This window comes from Gramella sp. MAR_2010_147 (assembly GCF_900105135.1).
Taxonomy (GTDB): Bacteria; Bacteroidota; Bacteroidia; order Flavobacteriales; family Flavobacteriaceae; genus Christiangramia.
In genome coordinates this window covers 36,464-61,416 of sequence record NZ_LT629741.1, presented here as the reverse complement: position 1 = coordinate 61,416, position 24,953 = coordinate 36,464, and the positions used below count along the sequence as shown (strand labels likewise).

Genomic DNA, 24,953 nt, shown 5'->3' with positions numbered 1-24,953 from the left:
TGGCAGGTGCAAAGGATTATAATTTAATATCTTTAAAATCCTAAATTCAAATACCAGAAAATTTTCATGAAAAAAGCCTTATTTCTCCTATTACTTCTGGCTGCTACCCCATCTATTTCACAGCAACTGGAATCTGGAACTGTGATTCCGGAATATGGTAAAACATACCCCATCGCTTCTCCAGAATTCAAAACAGATACCAATGCTGTGCTAAAAGTTGTTTTTGATGTAGACCGAAGTTTCAAAGCCTTAAAACCCAATGCACTCATTGAAACTGCCGCCAGATTTTTGAATATGCATGAAAAAGCTGGAGTAAATTCTGAAAACATGAAGGTAGCCCTGGTTTTGCATGGGCAATCTGTAAATGATGTATTGAAAAACGAATATTATACTGTTAAAAATCCCGGAGTATCACAAAATCCAAATTTAAAACTAATAGAAGCTCTTTCTAAAAATGGTGTAGAAATCATTCTCTGCGGACAAAGTGCTACGCATCATAAAGTCACCAGAGAAAAAGCAAGTGAACATATAACATTTGCCTTATCAGCAATGACGGCTCTGGTACAATTACAAAACGACGGATATCAACTAATTAAATTTTAAATTTATGACTCGTAAAATTCACTTTCTTCTCTTTGGAAGCCTGCTTTCATTTTTCTCTCAGGCACAGGAAATAATTCCTTCCGAAGAATTTGAAAATATAGAAGATAAGGTTATAGAGTGGCGAAGGGATTTTCATGAACACCCTGAACTTTCCAACCGGGAATTCAAAACCGCTGAAAAAATCGCCAGTCATTTAAAGTCCCTTGGAATTGAGACTACCACAGGGGTAGCTAAAACAGGAGTGATAGGAATTTTAATAGGAGATAAACCGGGAAAAACACTGGCCCTTAGGGCAGATATTGACGCACTGCCGGTTACCGAGAATAACGATCTACCATTTAAATCTGAAGTTACTACTGAATTCCTCGGTACTAAAACCGGGGTAATGCATGCCTGCGGGCATGATACACATACCGCTATCTTAATGGGGGTTGCTGAAATACTTTCAGAAAATAAAGACAAGATTAAAGGAACCGTGAAATTTATATTTCAGCCCGCTGAAGAAGGCCCGCCACCCGGAGAAGAAGGTGGTGCTTCTTTGATGATAAAGGAAGGTGCTCTAAAAAATCCAGATGTTGATGCAATTTTTGGACTACATATTAATGCGGCCACTCCGGTAGGAACCATTAAATACAAGCCTGAAGGCACCATGGCTGCGGTGGAAAGATTTGTAATAAACGTAAAAGGAAAACAGGCCCACGGTTCAGCTCCCTGGAGTGGTGTGGATCCTATTCTAATTTCAGCAAAGATCATTGACGGACTTCAAACGATTATAAGCCGAAATGCAGAACTTACGGAATCGGCTTCCGTTATCACGGTAGGAAAGATCACCAGCGGGGTGAGATTCAATATAATACCAGAAACTGCCGAAATGATTGGTACAGTAAGAACTCTGGATCCAAAAAACAAGGAATTGATCCTTTCCAGAATGCGCGAATTAGTACCAGCGATCGCCAAAGCTTATGGTGGAGAAGCCAGTATTGAAATTCAGAATAATACAGCAATTACATATAACGATCCTGCTCTTACCAATCAAATGCTGCCCAGCTTAAAATTAGTTGCTGGCGAAGAAAATGTAAATTTAATGAAAGCTACTACCGGAGGTGAAGATTTCTCTTTCTTTCAGGAAGAAGTACCGGGGTTTTATTTTTTCCTTGGCGGAATGCCTGCAAATGCACAACCTACGAGACATCATACCCCAGACTTTTATATTGATGAAAGCGGCTTATTATTAGGTGTAAAAGCAATGACTCAACTGAGTTTAGATTATTTAAACCAGGGTTAATGAATGAAATTTTAATGATTTTAGGGTATATTCCCTGGTGGGGATGGTTACTTGTTTTCCTTTTACTTATTGGCATTTCAGATATTTTCTTCAACAAGAAACATACGATAGTTCATAATTTCCCTGTGGTGGGACATTTACGCTATTTCCTCGAAAGCATAGGCCCGGAGCTAAGACAATATATTGTCGCCAGCAACAGGGATGAGCTCCCATTTAACAGGCGGGAAAGAGGCTGGATCTATGCTTCGGCTAAAAATGAAAATAATTACGAAGGTTTCGGGACAGATCAGGATATTTTTTCCACTCATTATATTTTTATCAATAATGCACTGTTACCTTATAAACTTCCGGAAGATCATCCCAATAGAAAGAACTCCGGGCTTATCCCCTGTGCTAAGGTGATGGGTAGCTGGAACAAAAGAAGAAGACCTTACCGGCCAGCCTCCGTTATTAATGTTTCGGCGATGAGTTATGGATCACTTTCAGCCAAAGCAATTGAATCTCTAAATGAAGGTTGTAAGCTTTCAGGTGCTTATCACAATACCGGGGAGGGTGGACTTTCGCCTTATCATCTAAAAGGAGCAGATGTAGTATTTCAAATTGGAACCGGATATTTTGGGGTACGCGATGAATTTGGCAATTTCTCTATGGAAAAACTGGTGAAGCTTGTAAAAGATAATCCGGAGGTTAGAGCTATCGAGTTAAAATTATCGCAGGGAGCTAAACCGGGAAAAGGCGGTGTTCTTCCTGCTGCCAAAATATCTAAAGAAATTTCAGAAATTCGAGGAGTCCCTATGCACAAAGACGTTATTTCTCCTGCGTACCACACAACTTTTGATACCATTGAAGGGATGGTAGATTTTGTTGAAGAGATCGCCCAGGCCACTGGTCTACCTACCGGTATCAAATCTGCCGTTGGTAATTTGAAAGACTGGGAAATTCTCGCGAGAATAATGCAGGAAACAGATTATGGCCCAGATTTTATTAGTATTGATGGTGGCGAAGGGGGAACCGGGGCTGCACCACCGAGTTTTGCAGACCATGTTTCCCTTCCATGGATATATGCCTTTACCGATGTTTACAAGATCTTTCAAAAATATCAGCTTACAGACCGTATTGTTTTTATTGCTTCGGGAAGGCTTGGGTTTCCTGCGAAAGCGGCTATGGCTTTTGCCTTAGGTGCAGATTGTATTAATGTTGCGCGGGAAGCGATGATGAGTATTGGCTGCATTCAGGCCCAAAGTTGTCATACCAATACCTGCCCTACAGGTGTTGCTACACAAAATAAATGGCTACAATCTGGTATAAATGTAAAAGACAAAGCCATGAGAACGAATTTCTATTTTGTGAAATTCAGAAAAGAACTATTAAATATTAGCCATGCCAGTGGTTATGAGCACCCATGTCAGTTTAATACAGATGATGTAGACATCAACCTCAGCGATAAGAATCTTGCAAAAACCCTGGCAACTACTTTTTCATACCATAAAGATAAAGTAAATTTCGCTTCTGTTAAGGAGTTGGTGGAATGTTCCCATTTAGGCGGAAGGCTTAATCTTGAGCATTTACAAAAAACAGAAAAAGCAATAGACTAAATTTTATTACCTGATGAACGAATCTGAAATCCTTGATCTTTTATTTGCCATTTTACCGGCGATTGTTGTTGGCTTGATCTCCTTTTATTTCTTTCATACCTATTCCAAAAATGAAGAAAACAGAAGGCGGTTTCTTCTTTTAAGAGAAAAGCAAAAAACTTCGTTACCAGTACGGTTACAGGCTTATGAGAGGCTTGCACTTTTTCTGGAAAGAGTTTCCCCCGGAAAAATACTTTTTAGAGTTGCTGCAACTTCAGAAGACCCTAAGTTATATGCGAATCTCTTAATTGCTAATATTGAGCAGGAGTTTGAACATAACCTGGCTCAGCAGATCTATATAAGTAATGAATGCTGGGATTATATTAAGACTGCAAAGAATGCGACCATCACGCTCATTAGAAAAGCTGGTGCTAAGGAGAATATTGAAACGGCCGATGAACTTCGTGAAGTTATCCTTAAAAGTCTTATGGATAAGCAATCTCCTACAGACGCTGCTCTTTCTTACATAAAAAAAGAAGTTAGAAGCCTAGCTTAAACCAGGAAGATTTAGCAGCCTTCTTTTCCATTTCTTTCTTTTCTGCATACTCATAACCTTGCTGCCACCACTCTGTCATGGCTTTTTTATTGAAGACCAATGAGTTCTCAGTAAGTTTTGTTGGAGTGTAATAAATATTCAGTTTTACTTTTTTATTCATTGCGGCCAGTTTACCTTCTACAATATCGTGGTATTCAACCTGATCCATCAAAAAGCCAAAGAGGTTTACCATTAAAGAAAATGGGTTTTTACCAAGAATTTTGTTGTACTCCATATTTTCAGCTTCAAGAATAATCGCATCCACTTCAGTAGCGCCTCTTTTAATGGCTTCCCTTATTGGCACCACACAGCCCAGACCGCCATCGGCATATTCGAACCCGTCTTTTTGCGCAAGGCTCATAAATGGAATATAATTGCAGCTAATCCATATCCAGTCTAGAAAATCATCATATTCAAAATCATGGATAGACTTATATTCCACCCTGTTTTTAGAAAGATTAGACACGGTCACTACTACATCTTTCACATTATTCTTAAGCTCTGTAAAATCGTGATGCGAAAAATTCTTACGAATATTTCTTCTTAATGCCTTACTCTCACCAAATGTTCTTCTGCTTCTCACAAACTGCCAGAACATATTGAAGTAATTGATGGTCACGTATTCTCTCCCGTCTTTCTTTTTTACAATAAACGGATTAATACTAAAGATCTTTCGCTGATTTACATTGGTATAAATATCATATACCTTCTGAATATTTCCCGCGGCTAGATGAGGAATTAAGAGACTACCGGTAGATGTCCCGAGATAAAGATCATAATTACGGTTTTTTTCCTGAATGAGATATTGAGCAACGCCACCGGCAAAAGCTCCTTTGCTCCCTCCTCCAGATATTACTAATGCTCGCATTAAGGTTCGATTTGGTTCAACTCTTTATTCCTGTGTTTTGCAAACTCAAAACCACTCTCCCACCAGACTTTCATCTTCTCCTCATCAAAAATAAGTGAATTGGTAGTCAAAATTGTTGGAGTATAATAAAAATTAAGAACGGCATCTTTATTGGCTGCTGAAAATTTGCCGATCTTAATATTCTGCGTTTCAATTCGGTCAAGCATGAATGCAAACAGATTAGTGATCAACGAAAATACATTCTTTGAAGGCATTCTATTAAAGTAAGTGACTTCAGTCTGCAAAATAATCGCATCAACCTCTGTAGCACCTCTCTTTATAGCTTCCTCTATAGGAACCATAGAGCCCAGACCACCATCGGCATATTCACAACCATTTTTTTTAACAAGACTCATAAATGGTGTGTAGTTACAGGAGATCCAGATCCATTCTATAAAATCTTCATATTCATAATCCCGAATGGACTTATATTCCACTTCATTCAATGAAATATTTGAAACGGTTACCACAATTTCCTTTGGCCCCGCCTTAAGCTCTTCGAACTCCTCTTTTGTAAAAGTTTTTTCCAGTAGCTTTTTTAAATTATGGCTTTCTCCAAAGGTCTTTTTTCCTTTCAGGAAATTAAGAAACACATTAAAATGGTTGATGCTTATATTTTCATGACCGTGTTTCTTTTTTATCAAAAAAGGACGATTGCTAAAGATGCTGGACTGGTTTACAGAGGTAAACACTTTTTTAACTTTTTCAGCCTTTCCTAATGCCATATGTGCCATAAGAAGACTGCCGGTAGAGGTTCCTATAAAAAGATCATAGTCTTTTTTTAATTCTTCGGTGAGGTATTGTGCCACACCACCTGCGAATGCGCCTTTGCTACCTCCACCAGAAATTACAAGGGCTCGCATATTATTTATTAATTTTAGATCTCAGGTAAGAAGTTTCTTTATCATCCATATTTTCAGCTATCTGTACCAATTGCTGACGATATTCTTCATTCCCAAGAAGCTCATTCATCAATTGTCTGCTATAATTTCTAAAGCTATAAGTATGGTGTTGGGTGCCTTTAATTAAACTATTTAAACTTTCAGGATTGAATGCGCCAAGCTGATACAAGTAACTAAAAGCATTCTCTCTTATTTGAAATGGATGCCATTCTTTGGTATATCCAGCTAATTCTTCATAATACTCCTGAGTATGTTCAGGTTCAAATTCAGGGGTAACCAGATTTAAAGTTAGCCAGAGCATCCTGATATTCTTATTATAAAAACCATTCAGATTCCGGGTTTGTTCTAAATATTTTTTTCGGTCTTCAGGATACTGTTCCCATAATTTAAAGAGTGCTGCCTCTATAGTGATATAAGATTCATCTTTTAAAAGAGATTCAAAATTCGCTTTTAAAGATCCCGGAATCTCAACCATAGTGCTTGCTATTGCCTGACGCACAAAGAGATTATTGGTCTCAAAAGCCTTTGCATATAGATCATTAACCTTTTGTGATTGAAGTCCGGCAAGTTGATTCACAGCTTCCTGACCAATATAGTCGTTTACGGGAAAATCCAGGGCATCTTCTAAATAGTCAAATTTTTGATCTAAAGGAGTTTCCCTTAGCGCTGCTATATTTAAGTAATTGATGATAAATGAAGAATTTTTAAGAGACTCTAATGATTGGTTCGCCTTAAATGCAGCTTGTTCCAGCCAGTCCTTTACAAAATTAGAGAGATCCATACCCGATGCCGTTTCCATTTCAGCAATAAAATTATCGGTCACTACATTTTTAAAACTATAGAGTTCCAGGTAGTTTTTCACCCCCTGGCGAAAAGCTTCATCCCCAACTCTCTCCCTTAAAATATGAAGTGCCCAGGCTCCTTTTTGATAAAAAGTCAATGAACTCGCTTTAGGATTTAATAAAGCCTCCCCTTTACCAGAGTCACTAAGTTCTTTAAGACTTTCTGCAGTTTGATATAATTTCCAGTAATAATAATCCTCTCCAAAAATCTCTTTTTCGGCTAATAAGGCATAATAGGTTGCAAAACCTTCATGCAACCAGTGATGCCTGCTCTCGGTTTCAGTAACCAGGTCACCAAACCATTGATGAGCCAGTTCATGTGCATTTACATTTACATAATTGCGATCGTTAAACCCTATAGAATCTGTTAAATAGGACGAGGAAAAAATGGTTGTCCCTGTGTTTTCCATCCCTCCATGTAGAAAATCAAGCACCGGCACCTGCTTATAATTTTGCCAGGGATAGGGAACTCCTATCTCATTTTCCAAAAAATCAAACATTTCTGAAGAGTACCTATAAGTTGGCTCTGCCATCAAAGAATCTTCAGGATTATAATAAAGCTGAATTTCATCTCCACTCGCTGATATTATGCTTTGTTTCTCAAACTGCCCGGCGGCCATTCCAACCAGATAACTGCTCATTGGCTTCTCCATGTCAAACTTCCAAACTAAGGTACTGTCATTAATTTGCTCAACACTTTTCTGTAATCCGTTTGATATAAGCTCATAGCCTTTAGGAAACTCATAGCTTAGATCAAATTCTAATTTTTCGGTCATATCGTCAAAGCTGGGAAGCCAGGTTGAAGTGTATTTCCCCTGTCCCTGAGTCCAAACCTGTCTTGTTGAAGCATAGATTTCCGGAGAATTCCAATTAATAAAATACATGCCGGAGGTTGGATGCGCGGTATAAGTTAAAGTGAGTTTCTTATTTTTTGCTGGAAGAAAATCAGAAACTATATAAATTCCTTCTTCATCGGAATAAAAATTAGCAGTATTTCCATTTAGAATCACATCAGAAAACTGCATCTTTCTTCCATCAATAAAAAGCGTGTCTTCCTGTGCTAGAATATCAAAAGTATAGGTAACCTCTCCCAGAACTTTTGCTTTTGAAGGTACTATGCTAATATTAGCATCAATATGTTTAAAATCGAATTTTTCGGTTTGAGAAAAACCTAATTGCTGAGCCGTTAATGTAACTGAACAAAATATGAACAGGAAAACAAATATTTTTCGCATGTAGATATGAAGAATAACTTCTGCAAAATACAAAATTGGAGTTTTAATCCATAGAAATATAAGTTTAAACATCATCTCACCAATGCAGAAGTTCAAAAATCAAACGGTTTTAATATCTTCGTTTCTATGATCCAAAATCTGTTGCAAACCCCCATTGAATATCTAAAAGGTGTTGGACCTAATAGAGCCGAAGTTCTAAAGAAAGAACTCAATATTCAATATTACAGGGATCTCATCAATTTCTTTCCAAACAGATATATTGACAAAACAGGTTTTTACAAGATCAATCAGCTCCAACGAAACTCGTCTGAGGTGCAGGTTGTCGGGAAGATCGTTCATCTTAAAATGGTGGAGCAAAAAAGGGGAAAACGACTGGTCGCAGATTTTATAGATGACACAGGAAAAATGGAACTCATCTGGTTTCGCGGCCACAAATGGATCAGGGAAAATCTTAAACTGAATACTCCTTATGTGATCTTCGGAAAAACGAACTGGTACAATGGAATTTTTAGTATGCCGCATCCAGAAATCGAACTGGTGGCAGATTACAAAAAGAATTTGCGCACTGCTATGCAACCGGTTTATCCCTCTACAGAATTACTTGTAAAAAAAGGAATTACCAACCGGGTGATCATGAAACTGATGCAGGAAGTTTTGCAACAAACCGGCCTGAAATTTTCTGAAAGTCTAAATGCAGACCTCATCAATGAACTGAAACTGATCTCAAAAGCCGAAGCTCTTTTTAATATTCATTTTCCAAAGAATCAGGAATTACTAGCTAAAGCTCAGTTCAGGTTAAAATTTGAAGAGCTGTTCTTTATTCAGCTTCAGCTTCTCCGAAAGAATATGCTTCATAAGCAAAAGATCAAAGGTTTTAATTTTGAACAAATAGCCGATAATTTTAATAATTTTTATCAGGAGCATTTACCATTTGATCTTACCGGGGCACAAAAGCGAGTGATCAAAGAAATACGGGGCGATATGGGAAGTGGCGCCCAAATGAATCGTTTGTTACAGGGCGATGTTGGTTCAGGAAAGACTATTGTGGCGCTAATGTCCATGCTTATTGCACTGGATAATGATTTTCAGGCTTGTTTAATGGCACCCACAGAAATACTTTCTATTCAACATTACAACGGCCTGGTTGAACTTTGTAAAGATCTGGATATTGAGATATATCTTTTAACAGGTTCAACCAAAACTGCAAAGAGAAGAGAGATTCATGAAAAACTTGAAAATGGAGAAATTGATATATTAATTGGAACGCACGCTTTATTAGAAGACAAGGTAAAATTTAAGAATCTTGGACTTGCAGTGATTGATGAACAGCATCGGTTTGGAGTCGCTCAACGATCTAAACTCTGGAAAAAGAACCATATTCCACCACATATTTTAGTGATGACGGCCACACCAATCCCAAGAACCCTGGCCATGAGCTTATATGGCGACCTTGATATCTCAGTGATTGATGAATTGCCGCCGGGAAGAAAACCGGTAAAAACAGTTCATAGATTTGATAGCAATCGTCTTAAGGTTTTCAGGTTTATTAAAGAAGAGATCCAGAAAGGAAGACAGGTTTATGTAGTGTATCCACTTATCCAGGAATCTGAAAAAATGGATTATAAAGATCTGATGGATGGTTATGAAAGTATTGCTCGCGAATTTCCAGAATTTCAAATTTCCATTGTACACGGACAAATGAAACCCGCCGATAAAGATTATGAAATGGATCGTTTTGTGAGGGCAGAAACCCAGATTATGGTTGCCACAACGGTTATTGAAGTTGGGGTAAATGTTCCCAATGCCAGTGTAATGATCATTGAAAGTGCCGAAAGGTTTGGATTATCCCAGCTGCATCAATTAAGAGGACGAGTTGGTCGTGGTGCTGAACAAAGTTTTTGCATTTTAATGACGGGACATAAACTTTCGGCTGATAGTAAGACAAGACTTGAAACTATGACTTTTACCAATGACGGTTTTGAAATTGCTGAAGTGGATCTAAAACTTCGTGGCCCGGGCGATCTCATGGGAACACAGCAAAGTGGTGTTCTAAATCTCAAAATCGCCGATATCGTGAAGGACAATTCAATATTACAATCGGCCAGGAATTATGCTTCCAAACTCCTTAAAGAAGACCCCAATCTTTCTGAAGAAAAAAACACTATGGTTAAAAACGCCTATGCCAGGTTGGTTAAGAATAAAACCATTTGGAATTATATTAGCTAAATACAGCGTAATTGACCCAAAATCACATTTATTTTTTATTTGTTGATTTCCAGCTAATTAATTTTTTGTGTATCTTTAAGATATCCGAAAAATTTATCTTACCTAATACGCTATGTATTGCTTCCCCAGGCAATACTATTTTCAAATTAGCTTGACCTATATAAAAGATCTAAACTATAAGATGGAGCAGTCTGTAAACATAATTGAAAAGGGGAAATTAAAGTTCCAACCAAAGAGAAAGAGGAAGAGAAAACTTTTTGCTTCCTCTTTTTTATAGGTGTAGACCGCCAAGATCACTTTACAAAAATTAAAACTTAATTCACTCCCCACTCGTAAAGACACATACAATCCTATAAAATTTGGCCCTTATCTTTTCTTAACCACAAAAATTCGCCTCAATATTTTATTAAGAATCATTTCTAATCAATTAATAAAAACTGAAATTATGAGTGCAACTACTAGAATTAAATTGGGTTTAAGCGTACTGTTGATTTGTTTTATCTCATCACTGTTTGCTCAAAACGACACTAAAGACGACATGGCTTCCAGTCTTTATGAAATTTATAAAGACAAGGGAGCAAAAGAAGTTCTTAAGGTTTACGAGAAGAATAATGCGAATAAGGATTACGAAGGGATGGCAGAGCCTTTGAATGTTCTGGCATATCGTATCATGCAGGAGGATAAGGATTTAAAATCGGCAGAAATTTTAATGCTGGCTCAAATAGAAGAATATCCAGACGAAGCAAATCCCTATGATTCATATTCTGATGTTCTTTTAGAAATGGATAAGAAAGAAGATGCCTTAAAATATATTGAGAAATCTCTTGCTATCGCTGAAAAAAAACAGCATGAACAAGACGATCTTATTATTGAAGCCGGGAAAGCTAAAATGGCAATTCTGGAGAATAAGGATAAGCAACTCAATTTTCTAATTGGTAACTGGGATAATGAGACTAAGGTTTTTCAAAAAGGTAAAGAAGTGAATAGCTTTAAAGGTTCCAACAATGTTACTTTTGATTCTGGTGGTTCCATAATGATCGTAGATCACGATGAAGATGATAAACCCTGCTGTAAAAGAGTAATGGTCTATGATCCGGTAAACGATGAATTTGATATTGCTTTTATGAGAAGAAATCAGGCAAACGGTATTTATAATTCAAAAATGGTATTAAAAGAAGTTAAGCCAGACCATTATGAAATGATTGAAAAGTATACCAATGATAATAATGAAGAAGTTGAAGTGAAACATGATATCCTGAAAAAATCAGATCAGGTAGAATGGGTTACTTACAATTCCAGCGATTCTGGTTGGGAAAAAGTGAGAAGTATGAACCTAAAAAAGAAAGGCTAGTACTAATTCTGCAAAAGTGAAAAAGGCTGTTTAAAAAGATGATTTTTCGTCAGGCTGAACTTGTTTTCAGCTTCCATTTAAATTTGGAGTTAACTTCAAAAGAAATTCCATAAGACGAAATTTTAACTTTTTAAACAGTCTCTTTTTTATTAACAAATATGCCGACAAAATTATTTTTCAGATTATGACAAAACCATTCGTAATACTATCTTTGCTGCCTGAAAAAGATTATCCATGAAAATTTCATATAACTGGCTGAAACAGTTCATTAAACTACCTGAAGAAGCTGAAAAAACAGGAGAATTATTAACAGATCTTGGTCTTGAAGTTGAGGGCATCTCAAACTTTCAAAGTATCAAGGGAGGTCTTGAAGGTATTGTTGTGGGCCACGTATTAAGTTGCGAAACTCATCCAAATGCCGACAGGTTACAGCTTACAAAGGTGAATATTGGAAATGGTGAAGAAGTTCAAATAGTTTGTGGAGCCCCCAATATTGGAGCCGGACAAAAAGTACCTGTTGCAACTATTGGAACTGTACTTTATGATGAAAAAGGTGAATCCTGGGAGATCAAGAAAGGAAAGATTCGAGGCGAAGTAAGTTTTGGAATGATTTGCTCTGAAAAAGAATTAGGGCTGGGACAAAGTCATGAAGGGATCATGATCATGGATAATGAATTGGTTCCAGGCACACAGGTTGCCAGTATCTTTGAAGTTGAAAATGATGATGTTTTTGAAATTGGATTAACACCAAACAGGGCCGATGCTATGAGCCATTGGGGTGTTGCCAGAGATCTAAAGGCAGGTTATCAGCAAATGGGTAAGCATTTGGAATTAATCACGCCGCCAGTAAGCAGTTTTCATGTAGATAGTCGCAGCCTAAAGATTCAGATTAAAGTTGAAGATTCTAACCTGGCGCCAAGATATTGTGGTGTTACCCTATCTGAAATTAAAGTAGGTGAATCTCCAAAATGGCTTCAAAACAGGTTAAAAGCAATTGGTCTTACGCCAAAAAACAATGTGGTAGATGCTACCAATTTCGTGATGCATGAACTTGGGCAGCCACTTCACGCTTTTGATGCTGGTAAAATTGCAGGTAACGAGATCAATGTAAAAACTCTTAAAGCAGGGACAAAATTTACTACGCTGGATGATATTGAAAGAGAATTGCATGAAGAAGATCTTATGATCTGTGATGCAGAAAAACCTCTTTGTATTGCCGGGGTTTTCGGTGGAATTGGTAGCGGTGTTACAGAAAATACTACTCAGGTATTTTTAGAAAGTGCCTACTTTAATCCGGTTAGCGTTCGTAAAACAGCAAAAAGACATGCAATAAATACAGATGCTTCATTCAGATTTGAAAGAGGAATAGATATTAATGCCGTAGAATTTGCCCTTAAACGGGCAGCCTTGCTTATTAAGGAAATTGCAGGTGGTGAAATAACCAGTGATATTGATGATCTTTATTTTAAGAAAATTGAAGATTTCCAGGTGTTTCTAACCTTTGAAAAGGTTAATAAACTTATTGGTGAAAATCTGGAAGAGGAGACGATAAAATCTATACTTGCTTCTCTGGAAATTCGGGTAAATAATGTCACTGAAACAGGAATGGGACTTACAATTCCTTCTTATAGAGTAGACGTTCAACGCGAATCTGATGTTATTGAGGAGATTCTTCGGGTTTACGGTTATAATAACATTAAATTTGGAGATAAGCTTAGTCTTTCTGTTGCCAATTCCTCCAAATTTGAAGATTATAAAATTCAGAATTTAATTGCGGGTCAGCTCATTGGACAGGGATTCTATGAGACTATGGCAAATTCACTAACTACGGCAAAATACAATAAGCTAAGTGAAGAACTAAAGGATGAATATCAGGTTGAAATGCTCAATCCTCTAAGTCAGGATCTTTCTGTGCTAAGACAAAGTATGTTATTTTCCGGACTGGAAGCGATTAGTTATAATATTAACCGAAAAAGGAGCAGTATAAAGATCTTCGAATTCGGAAAAACCTATCATTCTTATGTAAGCGGAAGGGAAGAAAACAAGCATCTTTCTCTTTTTATTACAGGTGAAAGAACTATAGAAAGATGGAATAGTATTGCAGGAAATGGTAACTTTTTCTTTTTGAAAGGAGCCATCAATGCGGTCTTTGAAAAACTTGGCATCAAGGACCTGAAAAGCAAGGCTGTAAAAAGCGATGTGTTTTCTGAAGGACTGCAATTAAGCAGTAAAAAAGCAAAACTCGTTGAATTTGGAGTCGTTAAAAAATCAATTCTGAAAAAGTTTGATATCGATCAGGAAGTGATTTTTGCCGATTTTAACTGGGATGAAGTAATTGAAACTACTAAACAGCAAAAAAAGAACTTCTCTCCTATTCCAAAATATCCAAGTGTAAGGAGGGATTTCGCGCTCTTGCTTGATCAGTCTGTTAGCTATGATGAAATTGAGCAGATCGCAACTCAAACGGAAAAGAAATTATTGAAAGACATAAATCTATTCGATGTTTATGAAGGTAAGAATCTTCCGGAAGGCAAAAAGAGCTATGCCGTAAGTTTTGTGTTTCAGGATGAAAACAAGACGCTTACCGATAAGCAGGTAGATAAAATGATGAAAAAACTTCAGCATAGATTTGAAAAAGAGCTGGAAGCTGAATTGAGATAATTCAGTATTCCTTAAAACCGAAATTTTGTTTTATACCTCAGCTTGAAACTGTAAAAAAGAAACCCCGCTACTTTGGTAACGGGGTTTCGCTTTTAAGAGTTTCGAATAAACTTAATAAAGTTCTCTAAATATATCATCTATATATTCCCTGATATCACGTTGAAGTCTATTAGTCCCAATAGTTTCATCTGAAGTTCCTCTCCATAAAATTTCATTAGATCTTCTATCTATAAAATCAATTACAATAGAGCGCTCCTTATATGGAATTTGGCTTACACGCGGACCATTAATTCTTTGGATCGTGAAATAATTATCATAGGCTACATCCTTATAATATGGACCAATATAAAAACCAGGACGATAATAAGGATAATTGGTATAGACCGGATTAGCATTTACGGCCACTTTTTCATCAAACATTGGGTGAACATGCACCAATACATCCGCTTGAAGTTTATCCATACGAAATCCATTCTCCCTCATATTTGCATTGATAGTTTGTAGGATGGTTTCATTAATCGCAGTATTATCGTAATCTCTGCTAATAATAGTATCCTTATTTGGCAGATACGCGTAAGAATCATAAGATTTTAATTTCTTAACGTCATCTTTAGCCGTGGGACCACTGGATCCACATGAAGCCAGTAGGATGGTTGCAAGAAATAAAAGATTGATTTTTAAAAATTTCATAGCATTAAAAATTATTTAGTTGAAACAAAATAACCTCAAAGCTTTGAACCACAAAAGGCCTGGCGTTAATTTGACGTTTATTTAACGCAAAAAGCGGCCTGTAGCCGCTTTTTCTAAATTCTATTCACAATTGTTATTACATTGCAGGCAATAAAACTGTATCTATCACGTGGATCACTCCATTTGATTGATTTACATCTGCGACAGTTACCGTAGCAACATTTCCAGATGCTCCTTTAAGTTTTACCTTATCACCATCAAGCATTGCCCATACTTCTCCTCCGTTTACAGTCTTGAAAGAAGCTTTCCCGTTACCTTTTTTAATTGCAGCAACAATATCTGCAGCTTTATAATCTCCAGCTAGCACATGATACGTTAGAACAGCTTGCAATTTCTTCTTATTTTCCATTTTCAGTAAAGATTCAACCGTTCCTGCTGGAAGTGCTTCAAATGCTGAATTCTTTGGTGCAAAGACAGTAAACGGGCCATCACTCTTAAGAATATCAACAAGCTCAGCAGCCTTTACCGCGGCAACCAGAGTGGTGTGATCTTTAGAATTCACAGCATTCTCAACAATATTTTTTGATGGATACATTTCTGCTCCTCCTACCATTTTTGTTTCAGCCATTCCGTTTTGACCAATTGCAATTGTCCCAATAAATAGGAACATACTTAAAACAGTTAAAAATCTTAGATTTTTCATAATTAAAGTTTGATTATTTGTATAGAAAAATACGAGGAAGCAAACAAGACGGTTTTTTGAAAGACCTTAATTAGTATAGAATTAACAATTGCGCGAATAACTATAAGTGTGATGAGACTTGCCTTTTGATAAATTTCAGATTGCTATTCTGAGCTTAATTAGCTAATTTAGTGAGGCTAAAGAAAAGATAATGAAGCTGAAATTTCCCCGTACGAATATTGAAAGACAATTGCTAAAAGTTAGAAGCAAAAGTACTACTGAAGCACAAATCCTGAAAGAGGTCAATTCAATTCTGACAAATTCTAAAATTAAAGATGAAAATATTAGAAAAGAGCTGGAAAAAGGAAAAAGCACTACAGAAAATAATTTTGAACCCGACCTCCTTAAAAGCCATAAAATTTTTCACCTGGACGATATTTATAAAATTTGTGTGAATTATAGATTGCGATTTCTCGACTCCAAATTCTTTAAATCTGAAATCCCATACGAAGCATTAATAGAGATCAAGCAACTAGAGAGGGACCACCACACCAAACTAAGGGGATTTAAAATAATAGCTCCCTCCAAACTTTTTAAACTGGAAAATGCTGACGATCCATTGCTATTCGCCCCCATAGGTAATGATTACTATTATTTGGTTCATAAGTGGGGAAATGACCTTCATCCCTTTAGAAAGTTACTAATGTGGCCTTTTAAGACACTTGAAAATTTTGTGGTTTTGCTCTTAGCAACGAGTTTTTTAACTGCTTTATTTATTCCAGAGGGTCTATTTACTCCCAGGCAATCTGCTACTCAATTCTTTATGATCTTCTTTTTCATTTTTAAATGGTTTGCAGGACTCTCCATTTTCTATGGTTTTAAAATGGGTAAAAATTTCAGCACAGAGATTTGGAACAGTAAATTTTATAACGCATAAGTTAATTTGGGTTTAAAAACTGCCATAACCTATCGCTTATTTGTAATTTAGATTGATAAATCAGCATAACATGAGCGAAGAAGAAAATTATAAAAGAGTTTACACGGGTCCTGATACAAATGTTCAATACCTTCAGGAATTATATGAAAAGTCTGGTATTCACTCCAGAGTACGAAATGATTTTGATTCAGCATTAAGAGCTGGGTTTGGAGCTACTCCGGGGCAGGTTCTATTGTTTGTTCTACAAAAAGATTATGATGAAGCTGTAAAAATTGCAAAGGCAACTTTCCCAAAAGATTTTACAGATGAATAACCAGGAAATAGAAACACAAGAACAAAAACCACAAAGAAATATCTGGAATTTAATACTTGGAATCCTATTCCTGGGGTATGGAAGTTTTAGACTTTACCAAAAAACTCAACTCCAGGAACCTGATAATTTTGGCATCATCATAGCCGTGGGATTTATAGTTTTTGGGATCTATGATCTATATAAATATTTTAAAGGAGTTTAAAAGAAGGCCGGCAAAACCGGCCTTTAACTTTTTACCATTTTAAAATTGCACTTCCCCAGGTAAAACCGCTACCAAAAGCAGCTAATACCACCACATCTTCATTTTTTACTTTTCCTTCTTCCCAGGCCTCAGTGAGGGCAATAGGAATAGAGGCAGCAGTTGTATTACCGTATCTCTGAATATTATTATAAACCTGTTCGTCTGAAAGTTTAAATTTTTGCTGAACAAACTGAGAAATTCGAAGATTCGCCTGATGTGGAATAAGCATGTCGATATCAGATACCTCCAGGCCATTTTCTTTTAAACCTTCATTGATCACTTCAGAAAAACGCTGAATAGCATTTTTAAATACAAATTGCCCGTTCATATAAGGATAATAAGGAATATCGTCCCCCTGGGGATTCTCAGCTATGATCTCAGGCACCCAATGATTGGTACTTGGCCCTTTAAGAGAAAGTTCCAGAGCATGTTTTCCTTCTGAATGTAGATGTGTTGAAAGTATTCCCTGACCGTTATGATCACTTCTGGTTAAAACTGCAGCTCCAGCACCATCGCCAAAAATTACAGAAACCGATCTACCACGAGTTGTAAAATCAAGACCACCGCTATGGTTTTCACTTCCAATTACCAGCACATTTTTATACATTCCGGTTTTTATGAACTGATCTGCAACAGAGATCGCATATACAAAACCGCTACATTGATTGCGCACATCTAATGCAGGACAAGTATCTATTTCCAACATTTCCTGTACCTGTACCCCACATCCCGGAAAATAATAATCTGGACTCAAGGTGGCGAAAACTATAAGATCTATATCGTCTTTAGAAATACCTGCACGCTCTATAGCAATCTTAGCCGCCTTAACTCCCATGCTCGCAGTAGTATTGCCATCACCCTTTTTAATATGCCTGCGTTCCTTTATTCCTGTACGCTCCGTGATCCACTCATCATTGGTATCCATCATTTTAGAAAGATCTTCATTAGTGACAACATTTTCCGGAACATATTTTCCTAATCCTGCAATTTTAGTTTGATACATGAACGGTTTTTTATGATTTTAAAAATTATTCTTATTAAATTTAAGCAATTTGTAAAAAAAATGGACGAGCAATATAAGAAACATTAACATTCCTTCTGTTCTTGCCATCATTAAAATTTCAACTAAAATTTAATTTATGAACCGAATTTTTATTTGTTTTTCAACAATGTTCCTTTTTGTTTCTGGTATCATTGCCCAGGAAAATCTGGATTATCAAAAACCGCCCAAAGAAATCCTCGATCTAATAGATGTTCCCCTTGCGCCGGCAACTATTCTTGACAGTGATGCAGAAATGATGATCTTCCTGTACAGGGACCAGTTTAAAAGTATCGCTGAGCTAAGTGAAGAAGAAATGCGATTAGGTGGGTTAAGAATTAATCCTGTGACTAATATTAACAGCAGGGCAAGGTATTATAACGATCTTAAGGTTAAGCCTGTGAAAGGTGATCAACCTATAGATGTTAAAGGACTTCCAGAGACACCCAGACTAACAAATTTTAGCTGGTCTCCAGATGAATCTATGATTGCTTTCACCCACACCACCAATACAGGAGTAGAGCTTTGGGTGTTAGATATCAAAGAGGCTTCTGCAAGAAAGCTGACCGAAGGAAACCTCAATGCGAATATGAGAAGTACCATTAACTGGTTCAGAGATAATTCCGCATTACTGGTAACCATGCTTCCAACCGACAGAAAGGAGCTAATAGATACTGAAACTTCGGTACCATCGGGTCCAACTGTTTCTGTAAGTGATGGGAAGGAAGCTCAAAATAGAACCTATCAGGACTTACTGAAAAATCCTAATGATGAATATAATTTTGAACAACTGGCGAGATCTGAACTGGTTAAAGTAAATTTAGATGGAACTACTACTAAGTGGATGGCTCCAAAGATGTATAGTGATATATCTTTTTCACCCGATGGCAACTATGTAATGGTCACCAACATTAAAAAACCATTTTCTTACCTGGTTCCATATTATAGATTCCCTTCAGAAACCAATGTGTATGATGCATCTGGAAAATTGGTGAATATGATTAACAATGTACCTCTAATTGAAGACCTGCCTAAAGGTTTTATGGCAGAACGTGAGGGAAAGAGAGATTTTCAATGGCGCGATGATAAACCGGCTACTTTAGTTTATGTAACTGCTCTGGATGGCGGGGACCCAGAAGTTGAAGCAGATTATCGTGATGAATTTTTTCAGCTGGAAGCACCTTTCAATGGTGAGGGTAAATCAATGCTGAAAGTTAAGAACCGTGGCAGTAGAATTATGTGGGGAGACAAAGATCTCGCAATTGCAACAGACTACTGGTGGAATACGAGAAATACGAAAACCTATGTTTTTGATCCTTCAGATGCTTCTGAAGACCCCGAAATCATCTTTGACCGAAATTACCAGGATGTGTATAGTGATCCCGGAAACTTTGTAACCACTAAAAACGAATTCGGAAGAAACGTTTTAAAGCTTGATGGTGAAGATGGGTTCTTGATGGGTAGAGGCTTTACTGAAGATGGACAATATCCATTTGTAGACAGGATTGATCTTGAAGATGGTGATACCAAAAGGTTGTATCAATCTAAATTTGAAGACAAAAAAGAAAACCTGATCGAGGCCATAGACATAGAAAACGGTAAAGTTCTGGTTAGTATTGAAGCTTCTACTGAATATCCAAATTACTATATCAGGGATATAGATTCAGAAAATGATTTAACTCAAATCACTTCATTTGAAAATCCATTTAAAAGCCTGGAAGAAGTTAGTAAAGAAGTGATCACCTATAAGCGTGATGACGGACTGGAATTAAATGCAACTTTATATCTTCCTGCAGGATACGATAAGGAAAATCCCAAAAAACTTCCAATGTTTATGTGGGCTTACCCAAGGGAATTCAAAGACAAGAATTCAGCTTCTCAGAATACTTCCAATGCGAATGATTTCACCTATCCTTATTATGGTTCGCCTATTTACTGGGTAAATCGCGGATATGTAGTATTAGATGACGCATCTTTTCCAATTGTTGGAGAAGGAGAAGAAGAACCCAATGACAGCTTTAGAAAACAACTGGTGGATAATGCGAAAGCAGCAATAGATGCTGTAGACGACATGGGTTATGTAGATAGAGACCGTGTAGCTGTGGGAGGACATAGTTACGGCGCCTTTATGACCGCCAACTTGTTATCTCATTCTGATCTTTTTGCTGCCGGAATTGCACGTAGCGGAGCTTACAATAGAACTCTTACTCCATTTGGGTTTCAAAGTGAAGAAAGAAGCTACTGGGAAGCGCCCGATGTATATAATACGATGTCCCCTTTTATGCATACAGATAAAATGAAAACTCCATTACTTCTTATACATGGTGAGGCCGATAATAATTCTGGTACCTACCCTATGCAGAGTGAACGTTATTTCAATGCCCTAAAAGGCCTTGGAGCCACTGCAAGATTGGTAATGCTACCAAAGGAAAGTCATGGTTATAGTGCCAAGGAATCTGTACTTCATGTGCTTTGGGAACAGGATCAATGGCTGGATAAATACGTGAAGAACAAAAATGAAGCAGAAGAGAATCTGGAGGAACTGCCTGAAGAAAGCCTGAAGAATTAATTAAATAAGTTTTATTTAAAAAGAGGCTGTCTGGAAATTAAAAATATCGTCATCCTGAATTTATTCCAGCTTGACAATATTGTTAATTTTTAGACGGTCTCTTTTAATTTAAAAAAGAAAGCGCAACCAATTGGGATCGATCACGCTTTCTAACAACCTAACCAATAAATCAACCATTAGAGATACACTCTAAATTTGTTAATATCAACATTTGCTTTAAGATCATGTAATAGATTGTAAAGGCCAAAAAAGGTCCTACTCATATAGAGAAAATGCCTGCTTCCTCTATTACCATTCATTCTTCGCAATTCAGGGTCCTTTGAATATTTTTCACTTAGTTGAGTGAGGTGTTTCCAGAAATTTTCATCTGTAAAATCAAATTTTTCAGATTGAAAAGGAGTAGAAAACATCGTAAACATTTCTTTAAACATTTCTGATAGATAAGCCTTTTCCTTTCCAGTATCCTTATCGTTCAGTATTTCCAGTTCATGAAGCTTGTCGGTAAAAAAGACTTCATTATTTAAATTATCTCTATTCGTTAGAGAAAAATAAGGCGTGTAAAAATCATCGGGAATCTGCTTAATACATCCAAAATCTATAGCGATAAGGTTATAGTCTTTATCTACCATAAAATTACCAGGGTGGGGATCTGCATGAACCTGTTTCAATCCGTGGATCTGAAACATATAGAAATCCCATAGCGCCTGCCCTATCTTATCTGCCAGCTCCTGGTCTTCGTTAGACTGTGCAAATTCACTTAAATGAACTCCATCCATCCAATCCATTGTGATAATGCGTTCACTTGATAGATCTTCATAATATATAGGAAAGACCATATTTGGAATATGGGAGCAGGCTTCTGAAATTTCCTTACTCTGTTTTACTTCAAGAATATAATCTGTCTCTTCAAGCAACTTCCCTTCTACTTCCTTGAAATATTTTTCAGAATCTTTAGCCTGCATATTGAACATTTTCAATGCAATTGGCTTCACCATAGCCAGATCTGAACTGATACTATCTGCAACCCCCGGATATTGGATTTTCACAGCAAGTTTCTTCCCTTCTTTAGTAGCCTTATGCACCTGACCGATGCTGGCTGCATTTACCGACTGGGTTGCAAACGTATCATATAATTCTTCAGGATAGGCTCCATTATATTTTTTAAAGGTTTTTCTAACCAATGGAGCTGAAAGTGGTGGCACACTAAATTGCGCCAGACTAAATTTTTCAACATAGGCACCTGGCAGCAGGTTTTTTTCCATCGAAAGCATTTGAGCTACTTTTAAAGCACTTCCCTTTAAACTTTTTAAACCATCATAAATATCACCTGCGTTGTCTTCATCTAACTCATCCCGAGTAAGCTCAGAATTAAAAGCTTTCTTGCTATAATATTTTAAGTAGTTTCCTCCTATTTTCACACCGGTTTGCACCAGTTTCCCTGTTCTTCCTATTTTTCCTGTTGGTATACTATCTATCGTCTTCATTTTTTCTATCTAAGCCATTCTCTCTTTCCAGAGAAATTTTCCAAAATCTACCACGCTCTCCAATGGTGTTGTATCGAAAAGGTCAAATACCGTATGAACAGATTTTTCAATGGCTACATCTGTGCTCTCAAATGCTGCAGAGTTGTCATCTTTCCAGAATTTAAGCAAGAATAAGAATTGCACCCAAACGCCTTCAGAAAATATCGTTTCATTCTGCTGAAACAATTTCAGTGACTTTTCTTTATTCCCATCGCTAATTAGTGTTTTCGCATAACTTTTCATGCTCTTTCTAAGCGTCTTCAACTGTTCCAGATTTTTAAAAGGCATGTCGTTCTCATTCAATGCATAAAGAACATAACTTCTATTTGCGGTGAGTACTTCAAAAAATGTATAAAAAAATGTGAGTAGTTTTTCACGATTAGAGAAGTTCGCATATTCTTTAGATTTTTCCATCACAGTGATGCTGTTCTCAAAAAATTTATTCCAAATAACCTTTCTCAACCCGTCAAAACTTCCAAAAAATCCATAGAAATCCTGCTCTGTCATATCATTATCTTTCGCAAACTTGTACACACTTTTAGGTGTCTTTTCATGCTCCAGAACGTAATCCATATAAATAGCTATCAGCTTTTCTTCATTTGGCTTCTTCTTCGCTTTCGTGTTATCTGTCTTCTTTGCCATAATTCTTTATTCTACATCAAAAATACAATTTTGTTTAATTTAATATTAGAAACTTTAAACAAAACTTTGTTAAATATTTAGATCCCAGGTCTTTTCGATACTTAGACGTGTGCCATAAAGATTAATTACACCTATGCCAGTTTGACAGCGAATCGTGAATGGTATTTTTTTTGACATAGGGAGAATGAATCAAAATTTAAAAATAAACATATGGCAACCGGAAAAATAAATGTATCTGTTGAAAACATTTTTCCGCTCATCAAAAAGTTTCTGTACAGCGACCATGAAATCTTTTTGAGAGAGCTAATATCAAATGCAACCGATGCTACTCTAAAACTGAAACACTTAAGCGGATTAGGAGAAGCGAACGTAGATTACGGCAATCCTTTTATTGAGGTTAAGATCAATAAAGAAAATAACACGCTTCATATTATCGATCAGGGAATCGGTATGACAAAAGATGAAGTTGAAAAGTATATTAATGAAGTAGCTTTCTCTGGAGCTGAAGAATTTCTTGAAAAATATAAAGATTCCGCAAAAGACAGTGGAATTATTGGTCACTTTGGACTTGGTTTTTACTCTGCTTTTATGGTAGCTAATAAAGTAGAGATTATCACTAAGTCTCACAAAGATGAACCTGCAGCTCACTGGATATGTGAGGGAACTACAGAATTTACTCTGGAAGATGGCGACAAGAAAGAGCATGGTACCGAGATTATTCTCCATATAAACGAGGAGGACAAAGAATTTCTTGAAGAGAATAGAATTCAGGAGTTATTGGTGAAGTATAACAAGTTTATGCCTATTCCAATTAAATTTGGAACTAAGGAAGAAACTTTACCGCTTCCTGAAGATGCCAAGGAAGACGCTAAACCTGAAACTCAAACCGTTGATAATATTATTAACAACCCGGAGCCAGCCTGGACCAGGCAACCTACAGATCTCGAGGAAAAAGACTATAATGAGTTCTACAGGGAATTGTATCCAATGCAATTTGAAGAACCATTATTCCACATTCATTTAAATGTTGATTATCCTTTCAATCTTACCGGAATTCTTTATTTCCCAAGAATGACTCAGGATATGAACATTCAGAAAGATAAAATTCAGCTTTATCAAAATCAGGTTTATGTAACTGATAATGTTGAAGGAATTGTACCTGAATTTTTAACCATGTTACGCGGAGTTATAGATTCTCCTGATATTCCTCTAAATGTATCGCGATCTTATCTTCAGGCAGATGGAGCGGTTAAGAAGATTTCCAGCTATATCACCAGAAAGGTGGCAGATAAGCTAAAAAGCCTCTTCAATAACAACCGTGAGGATTTTGAGAAGAAATGGAATGATATTAAGATCGTTATTGAGTACGGAATGCTTTCTGAAGATAAGTTCTTTGAAAAAGCAGAGAAGTTTGCGCTATACCCTACTACTGAAGGTGATTTCTACACTTTCCCTGAGCTAGAAGAAGCGATCAAAGAAAACCAGACCGATAAAGATGGTAATATGGTAGTGCTGTATGCTTCTAATGAGAACGAGCAGCATAGTTATATTGAAGCGGCCAAGGAGAAAGGTTATAAAGTTTTACTACTGGATTCACCTATTGTTTCTCACTTACTGCAGAAACTGGAAACCTCTAAAGAGAAGATTTCTTTTGTGCGAGTAGACTCAGATCATGTAGACAATCTTATCAAAAAAGACGAAGAGAAAATATCTAAACTTTCTGACGAGGAAAAGGAAACTTTAAAATCTGATTTTGAGAAAGTGATCCCTTCAGAAAAATATACCATTCAGATGGAAGCAATGGACAGTAATGCTGCTCCATTGATTATCACGCAGCCGGAATTTATGCGTAGAATGAAAGAAATGCAACAAACCGGTGGCGGTGGAATGTTTGGAATGGGCAATATGCCAGAAATGTATAATCTGGTAGTGAATACCAATCACGAGCTCATAAATACTATTCTAAACACTAAAACTGAAAAGAAACAGCAACGTCTTATCAAGCAATCGCTGGATCTTGCCAGGCTATCTCAAAATCTCCTGAAAGGTGAAGAACTTACGAGTTTTATCAAGAGAAGTTTTGATATGGTAAAATAAACCTTCGCTATTTATAGCTTGAAGCCGCTTTCTGATAAG

Annotated in this window: 20 protein-coding genes; 12 read left to right on the top strand and 8 right to left on the bottom strand. The window is 36.8% G+C overall.

Annotated elements, in window-relative coordinates:
• The first annotated feature begins 66 nt into the window (after positions 1 to 66).
• The 4 genes from BLT95_RS00305 to BLT95_RS00290 are packed head-to-tail and all read left to right on the top strand — an operon-like array spanning position 67 to position 4,018.
• Entirely contained in the window at positions 67 to 603 is a 537-nt protein-coding gene (locus BLT95_RS00305; RefSeq protein WP_089664092.1) for a DsrE family protein, read from the top strand.
• 4 nt (positions 604 to 607) lie between these two features.
• Positions 608 to 1,888 (top strand): amidohydrolase, encoded by a 1,281-nt coding sequence (locus BLT95_RS00300; RefSeq protein WP_089664091.1) that lies wholly within the window; start codon positions 608 to 610, stop codon positions 1,886 to 1,888.
• Positions 1,888 to 3,483 carry an FMN-binding glutamate synthase family protein gene (locus tag BLT95_RS00295; protein ID WP_089664090.1) on the top strand — a complete coding sequence of 532 codons (1,596 nt, stop codon included), beginning with the start codon at positions 1,888 to 1,890 and terminating at the stop codon, positions 3,481 to 3,483. The genes BLT95_RS00300 and BLT95_RS00295 overlap by 1 nt, the downstream gene beginning before the upstream one ends.
• 13 nt (positions 3,484 to 3,496) lie before the next feature.
• On the top strand, positions 3,497 to 4,018 hold the full coding sequence (locus BLT95_RS00290) for a hypothetical protein (RefSeq protein WP_089664089.1): 522 nt from the start codon (positions 3,497 to 3,499) through the stop codon (positions 4,016 to 4,018).
• Here the strand turns inward: BLT95_RS00290 and BLT95_RS00285 are convergent.
• From BLT95_RS00285 to BLT95_RS00275, 3 genes are read right to left on the bottom strand one after another with little or no spacing between them, the layout of a single operon-like run.
• Positions 4,002 to 4,925 (bottom strand): patatin-like phospholipase family protein, encoded by a 924-nt coding sequence (locus tag BLT95_RS00285; RefSeq protein ID WP_089664088.1) that lies wholly within the window; start codon positions 4,923 to 4,925, stop codon positions 4,002 to 4,004. The two genes, BLT95_RS00290 and BLT95_RS00285, sit on opposite strands and share 17 nt — an antisense overlap.
• A complete protein-coding gene (locus tag BLT95_RS00280; RefSeq protein WP_089664087.1) occupies positions 4,925 to 5,827 on the bottom strand; it encodes a patatin-like phospholipase family protein in 903 nt (300 codons plus the stop codon). The genes BLT95_RS00285 and BLT95_RS00280 overlap by 1 nt, the downstream gene beginning before the upstream one ends.
• Before the next feature lies 1 nt (position 5,828).
• On the bottom strand, positions 5,829 to 7,943 hold the full coding sequence (locus BLT95_RS00275) for a M1 family metallopeptidase (RefSeq protein ID WP_172822553.1): 2,115 nt from the start codon (positions 7,941 to 7,943) through the stop codon (positions 5,829 to 5,831).
• Positions 7,944 to 8,069: 126 nt separating this feature from the next.
• On the opposite strand from BLT95_RS00275, the gene recG reads away from it, so the two are divergent.
• The 3 genes from recG (at position 8,070) to pheT (ending at position 14,181) form a co-directional block, all read left to right on the top strand.
• The gene (gene recG / locus BLT95_RS00270) at positions 8,070 to 10,169 is read left to right on the top strand and encodes an ATP-dependent DNA helicase RecG (RefSeq protein ID WP_089664086.1); all 2,100 of its coding nucleotides are present in this window, start codon (positions 8,070 to 8,072) and stop codon (positions 10,167 to 10,169) included.
• A gap of 445 nt (positions 10,170 to 10,614) precedes the next feature.
• Positions 10,615 to 11,520 carry a tetratricopeptide repeat protein gene (locus BLT95_RS00265; protein WP_157717994.1) on the top strand — a complete coding sequence of 302 codons (906 nt, stop codon included), beginning with the start codon at positions 10,615 to 10,617 and terminating at the stop codon, positions 11,518 to 11,520.
• A gap of 234 nt (positions 11,521 to 11,754) precedes the next feature.
• Entirely contained in the window at positions 11,755 to 14,181 is a 2,427-nt protein-coding gene (gene pheT, locus BLT95_RS00260; protein ID WP_089664084.1) for a phenylalanine--tRNA ligase subunit beta, read from the top strand.
• A 111-nt stretch (positions 14,182 to 14,292) separates the two neighbouring features.
• On the opposite strand, the gene BLT95_RS00255 is transcribed toward pheT, so the two are convergent.
• Together BLT95_RS00255 and BLT95_RS00250 are read right to left on the bottom strand one after the other, a co-directional pair.
• The gene (locus BLT95_RS00255; RefSeq protein WP_089664083.1) at positions 14,293 to 14,871 is read right to left on the bottom strand and encodes a DUF4136 domain-containing protein; all 579 of its coding nucleotides are present in this window, start codon (positions 14,869 to 14,871) and stop codon (positions 14,293 to 14,295) included.
• 136 nt (positions 14,872 to 15,007) lie between these two features.
• A complete protein-coding gene (locus tag BLT95_RS00250) occupies positions 15,008 to 15,574 on the bottom strand; it encodes a fasciclin domain-containing protein (protein WP_089664082.1) in 567 nt (188 codons plus the stop codon).
• Between the two features lie 190 nt (positions 15,575 to 15,764).
• Between BLT95_RS00250 and BLT95_RS00245 the strand changes: the two genes are divergently transcribed.
• The 3 genes from BLT95_RS00245 (at position 15,765) to BLT95_RS00235 (ending at position 17,005) form a co-directional block, all read left to right on the top strand.
• Complete coding sequence (locus BLT95_RS00245; protein WP_089664081.1) at positions 15,765 to 16,490, top strand: hypothetical protein; 726 nt, start codon at positions 15,765 to 15,767, stop codon at positions 16,488 to 16,490.
• A gap of 70 nt (positions 16,491 to 16,560) precedes the next feature.
• Positions 16,561 to 16,803, top strand: coding sequence for a DUF2007 domain-containing protein (locus BLT95_RS00240; protein ID WP_089664080.1), 243 nt, complete (start codon positions 16,561 to 16,563; stop codon positions 16,801 to 16,803).
• The gene (locus BLT95_RS00235) at positions 16,796 to 17,005 is read left to right on the top strand and encodes a hypothetical protein (protein WP_089664079.1); all 210 of its coding nucleotides are present in this window, start codon (positions 16,796 to 16,798) and stop codon (positions 17,003 to 17,005) included. The genes BLT95_RS00240 and BLT95_RS00235 overlap by 8 nt, the downstream gene beginning before the upstream one ends.
• Positions 17,006 to 17,036: 31 nt before the next feature.
• Here the strand turns inward: BLT95_RS00235 and BLT95_RS00230 are convergent, their stop codons facing one another.
• A complete protein-coding gene (locus BLT95_RS00230) occupies positions 17,037 to 18,047 on the bottom strand; it encodes a beta-ketoacyl-ACP synthase III (protein ID WP_089664078.1) in 1,011 nt (336 codons plus the stop codon).
• 136 nt (positions 18,048 to 18,183) lie between these two features.
• Between BLT95_RS00230 and BLT95_RS00225 the strand changes: the two genes are divergently transcribed.
• Complete coding sequence (locus BLT95_RS00225) at positions 18,184 to 20,652, top strand: prolyl oligopeptidase family serine peptidase (RefSeq protein ID WP_089664077.1); 2,469 nt, start codon at positions 18,184 to 18,186, stop codon at positions 20,650 to 20,652.
• A gap of 176 nt (positions 20,653 to 20,828) precedes the next feature.
• Here the strand turns inward: BLT95_RS00225 and BLT95_RS00220 are convergent, their stop codons facing one another.
• Both BLT95_RS00220 and BLT95_RS00215 read right to left on the bottom strand, forming a co-directional pair.
• Positions 20,829 to 22,136: a lipopolysaccharide core heptose(II) kinase RfaY gene (locus BLT95_RS00220; protein ID WP_089664076.1), complete on the bottom strand. Its 1,308-nt coding sequence runs from the start codon at positions 22,134 to 22,136 to the stop codon at positions 20,829 to 20,831.
• A 9-nt stretch (positions 22,137 to 22,145) separates the two neighbouring features.
• On the bottom strand, positions 22,146 to 22,817 hold the full coding sequence (locus BLT95_RS00215) for a TetR family transcriptional regulator C-terminal domain-containing protein (RefSeq protein WP_089664075.1): 672 nt from the start codon (positions 22,815 to 22,817) through the stop codon (positions 22,146 to 22,148).
• Positions 22,818 to 23,027: 210 nt separating this feature from the next.
• Between BLT95_RS00215 and htpG the strand changes: the two genes are divergently transcribed.
• Positions 23,028 to 24,914, top strand: a complete 1,887-nt coding sequence (gene htpG, locus BLT95_RS00210) for a molecular chaperone HtpG (RefSeq protein ID WP_089664074.1) — start codon at positions 23,028 to 23,030, stop codon at positions 24,912 to 24,914.
• Positions 24,915 to 24,953: the final 39 nt, after the last annotated feature.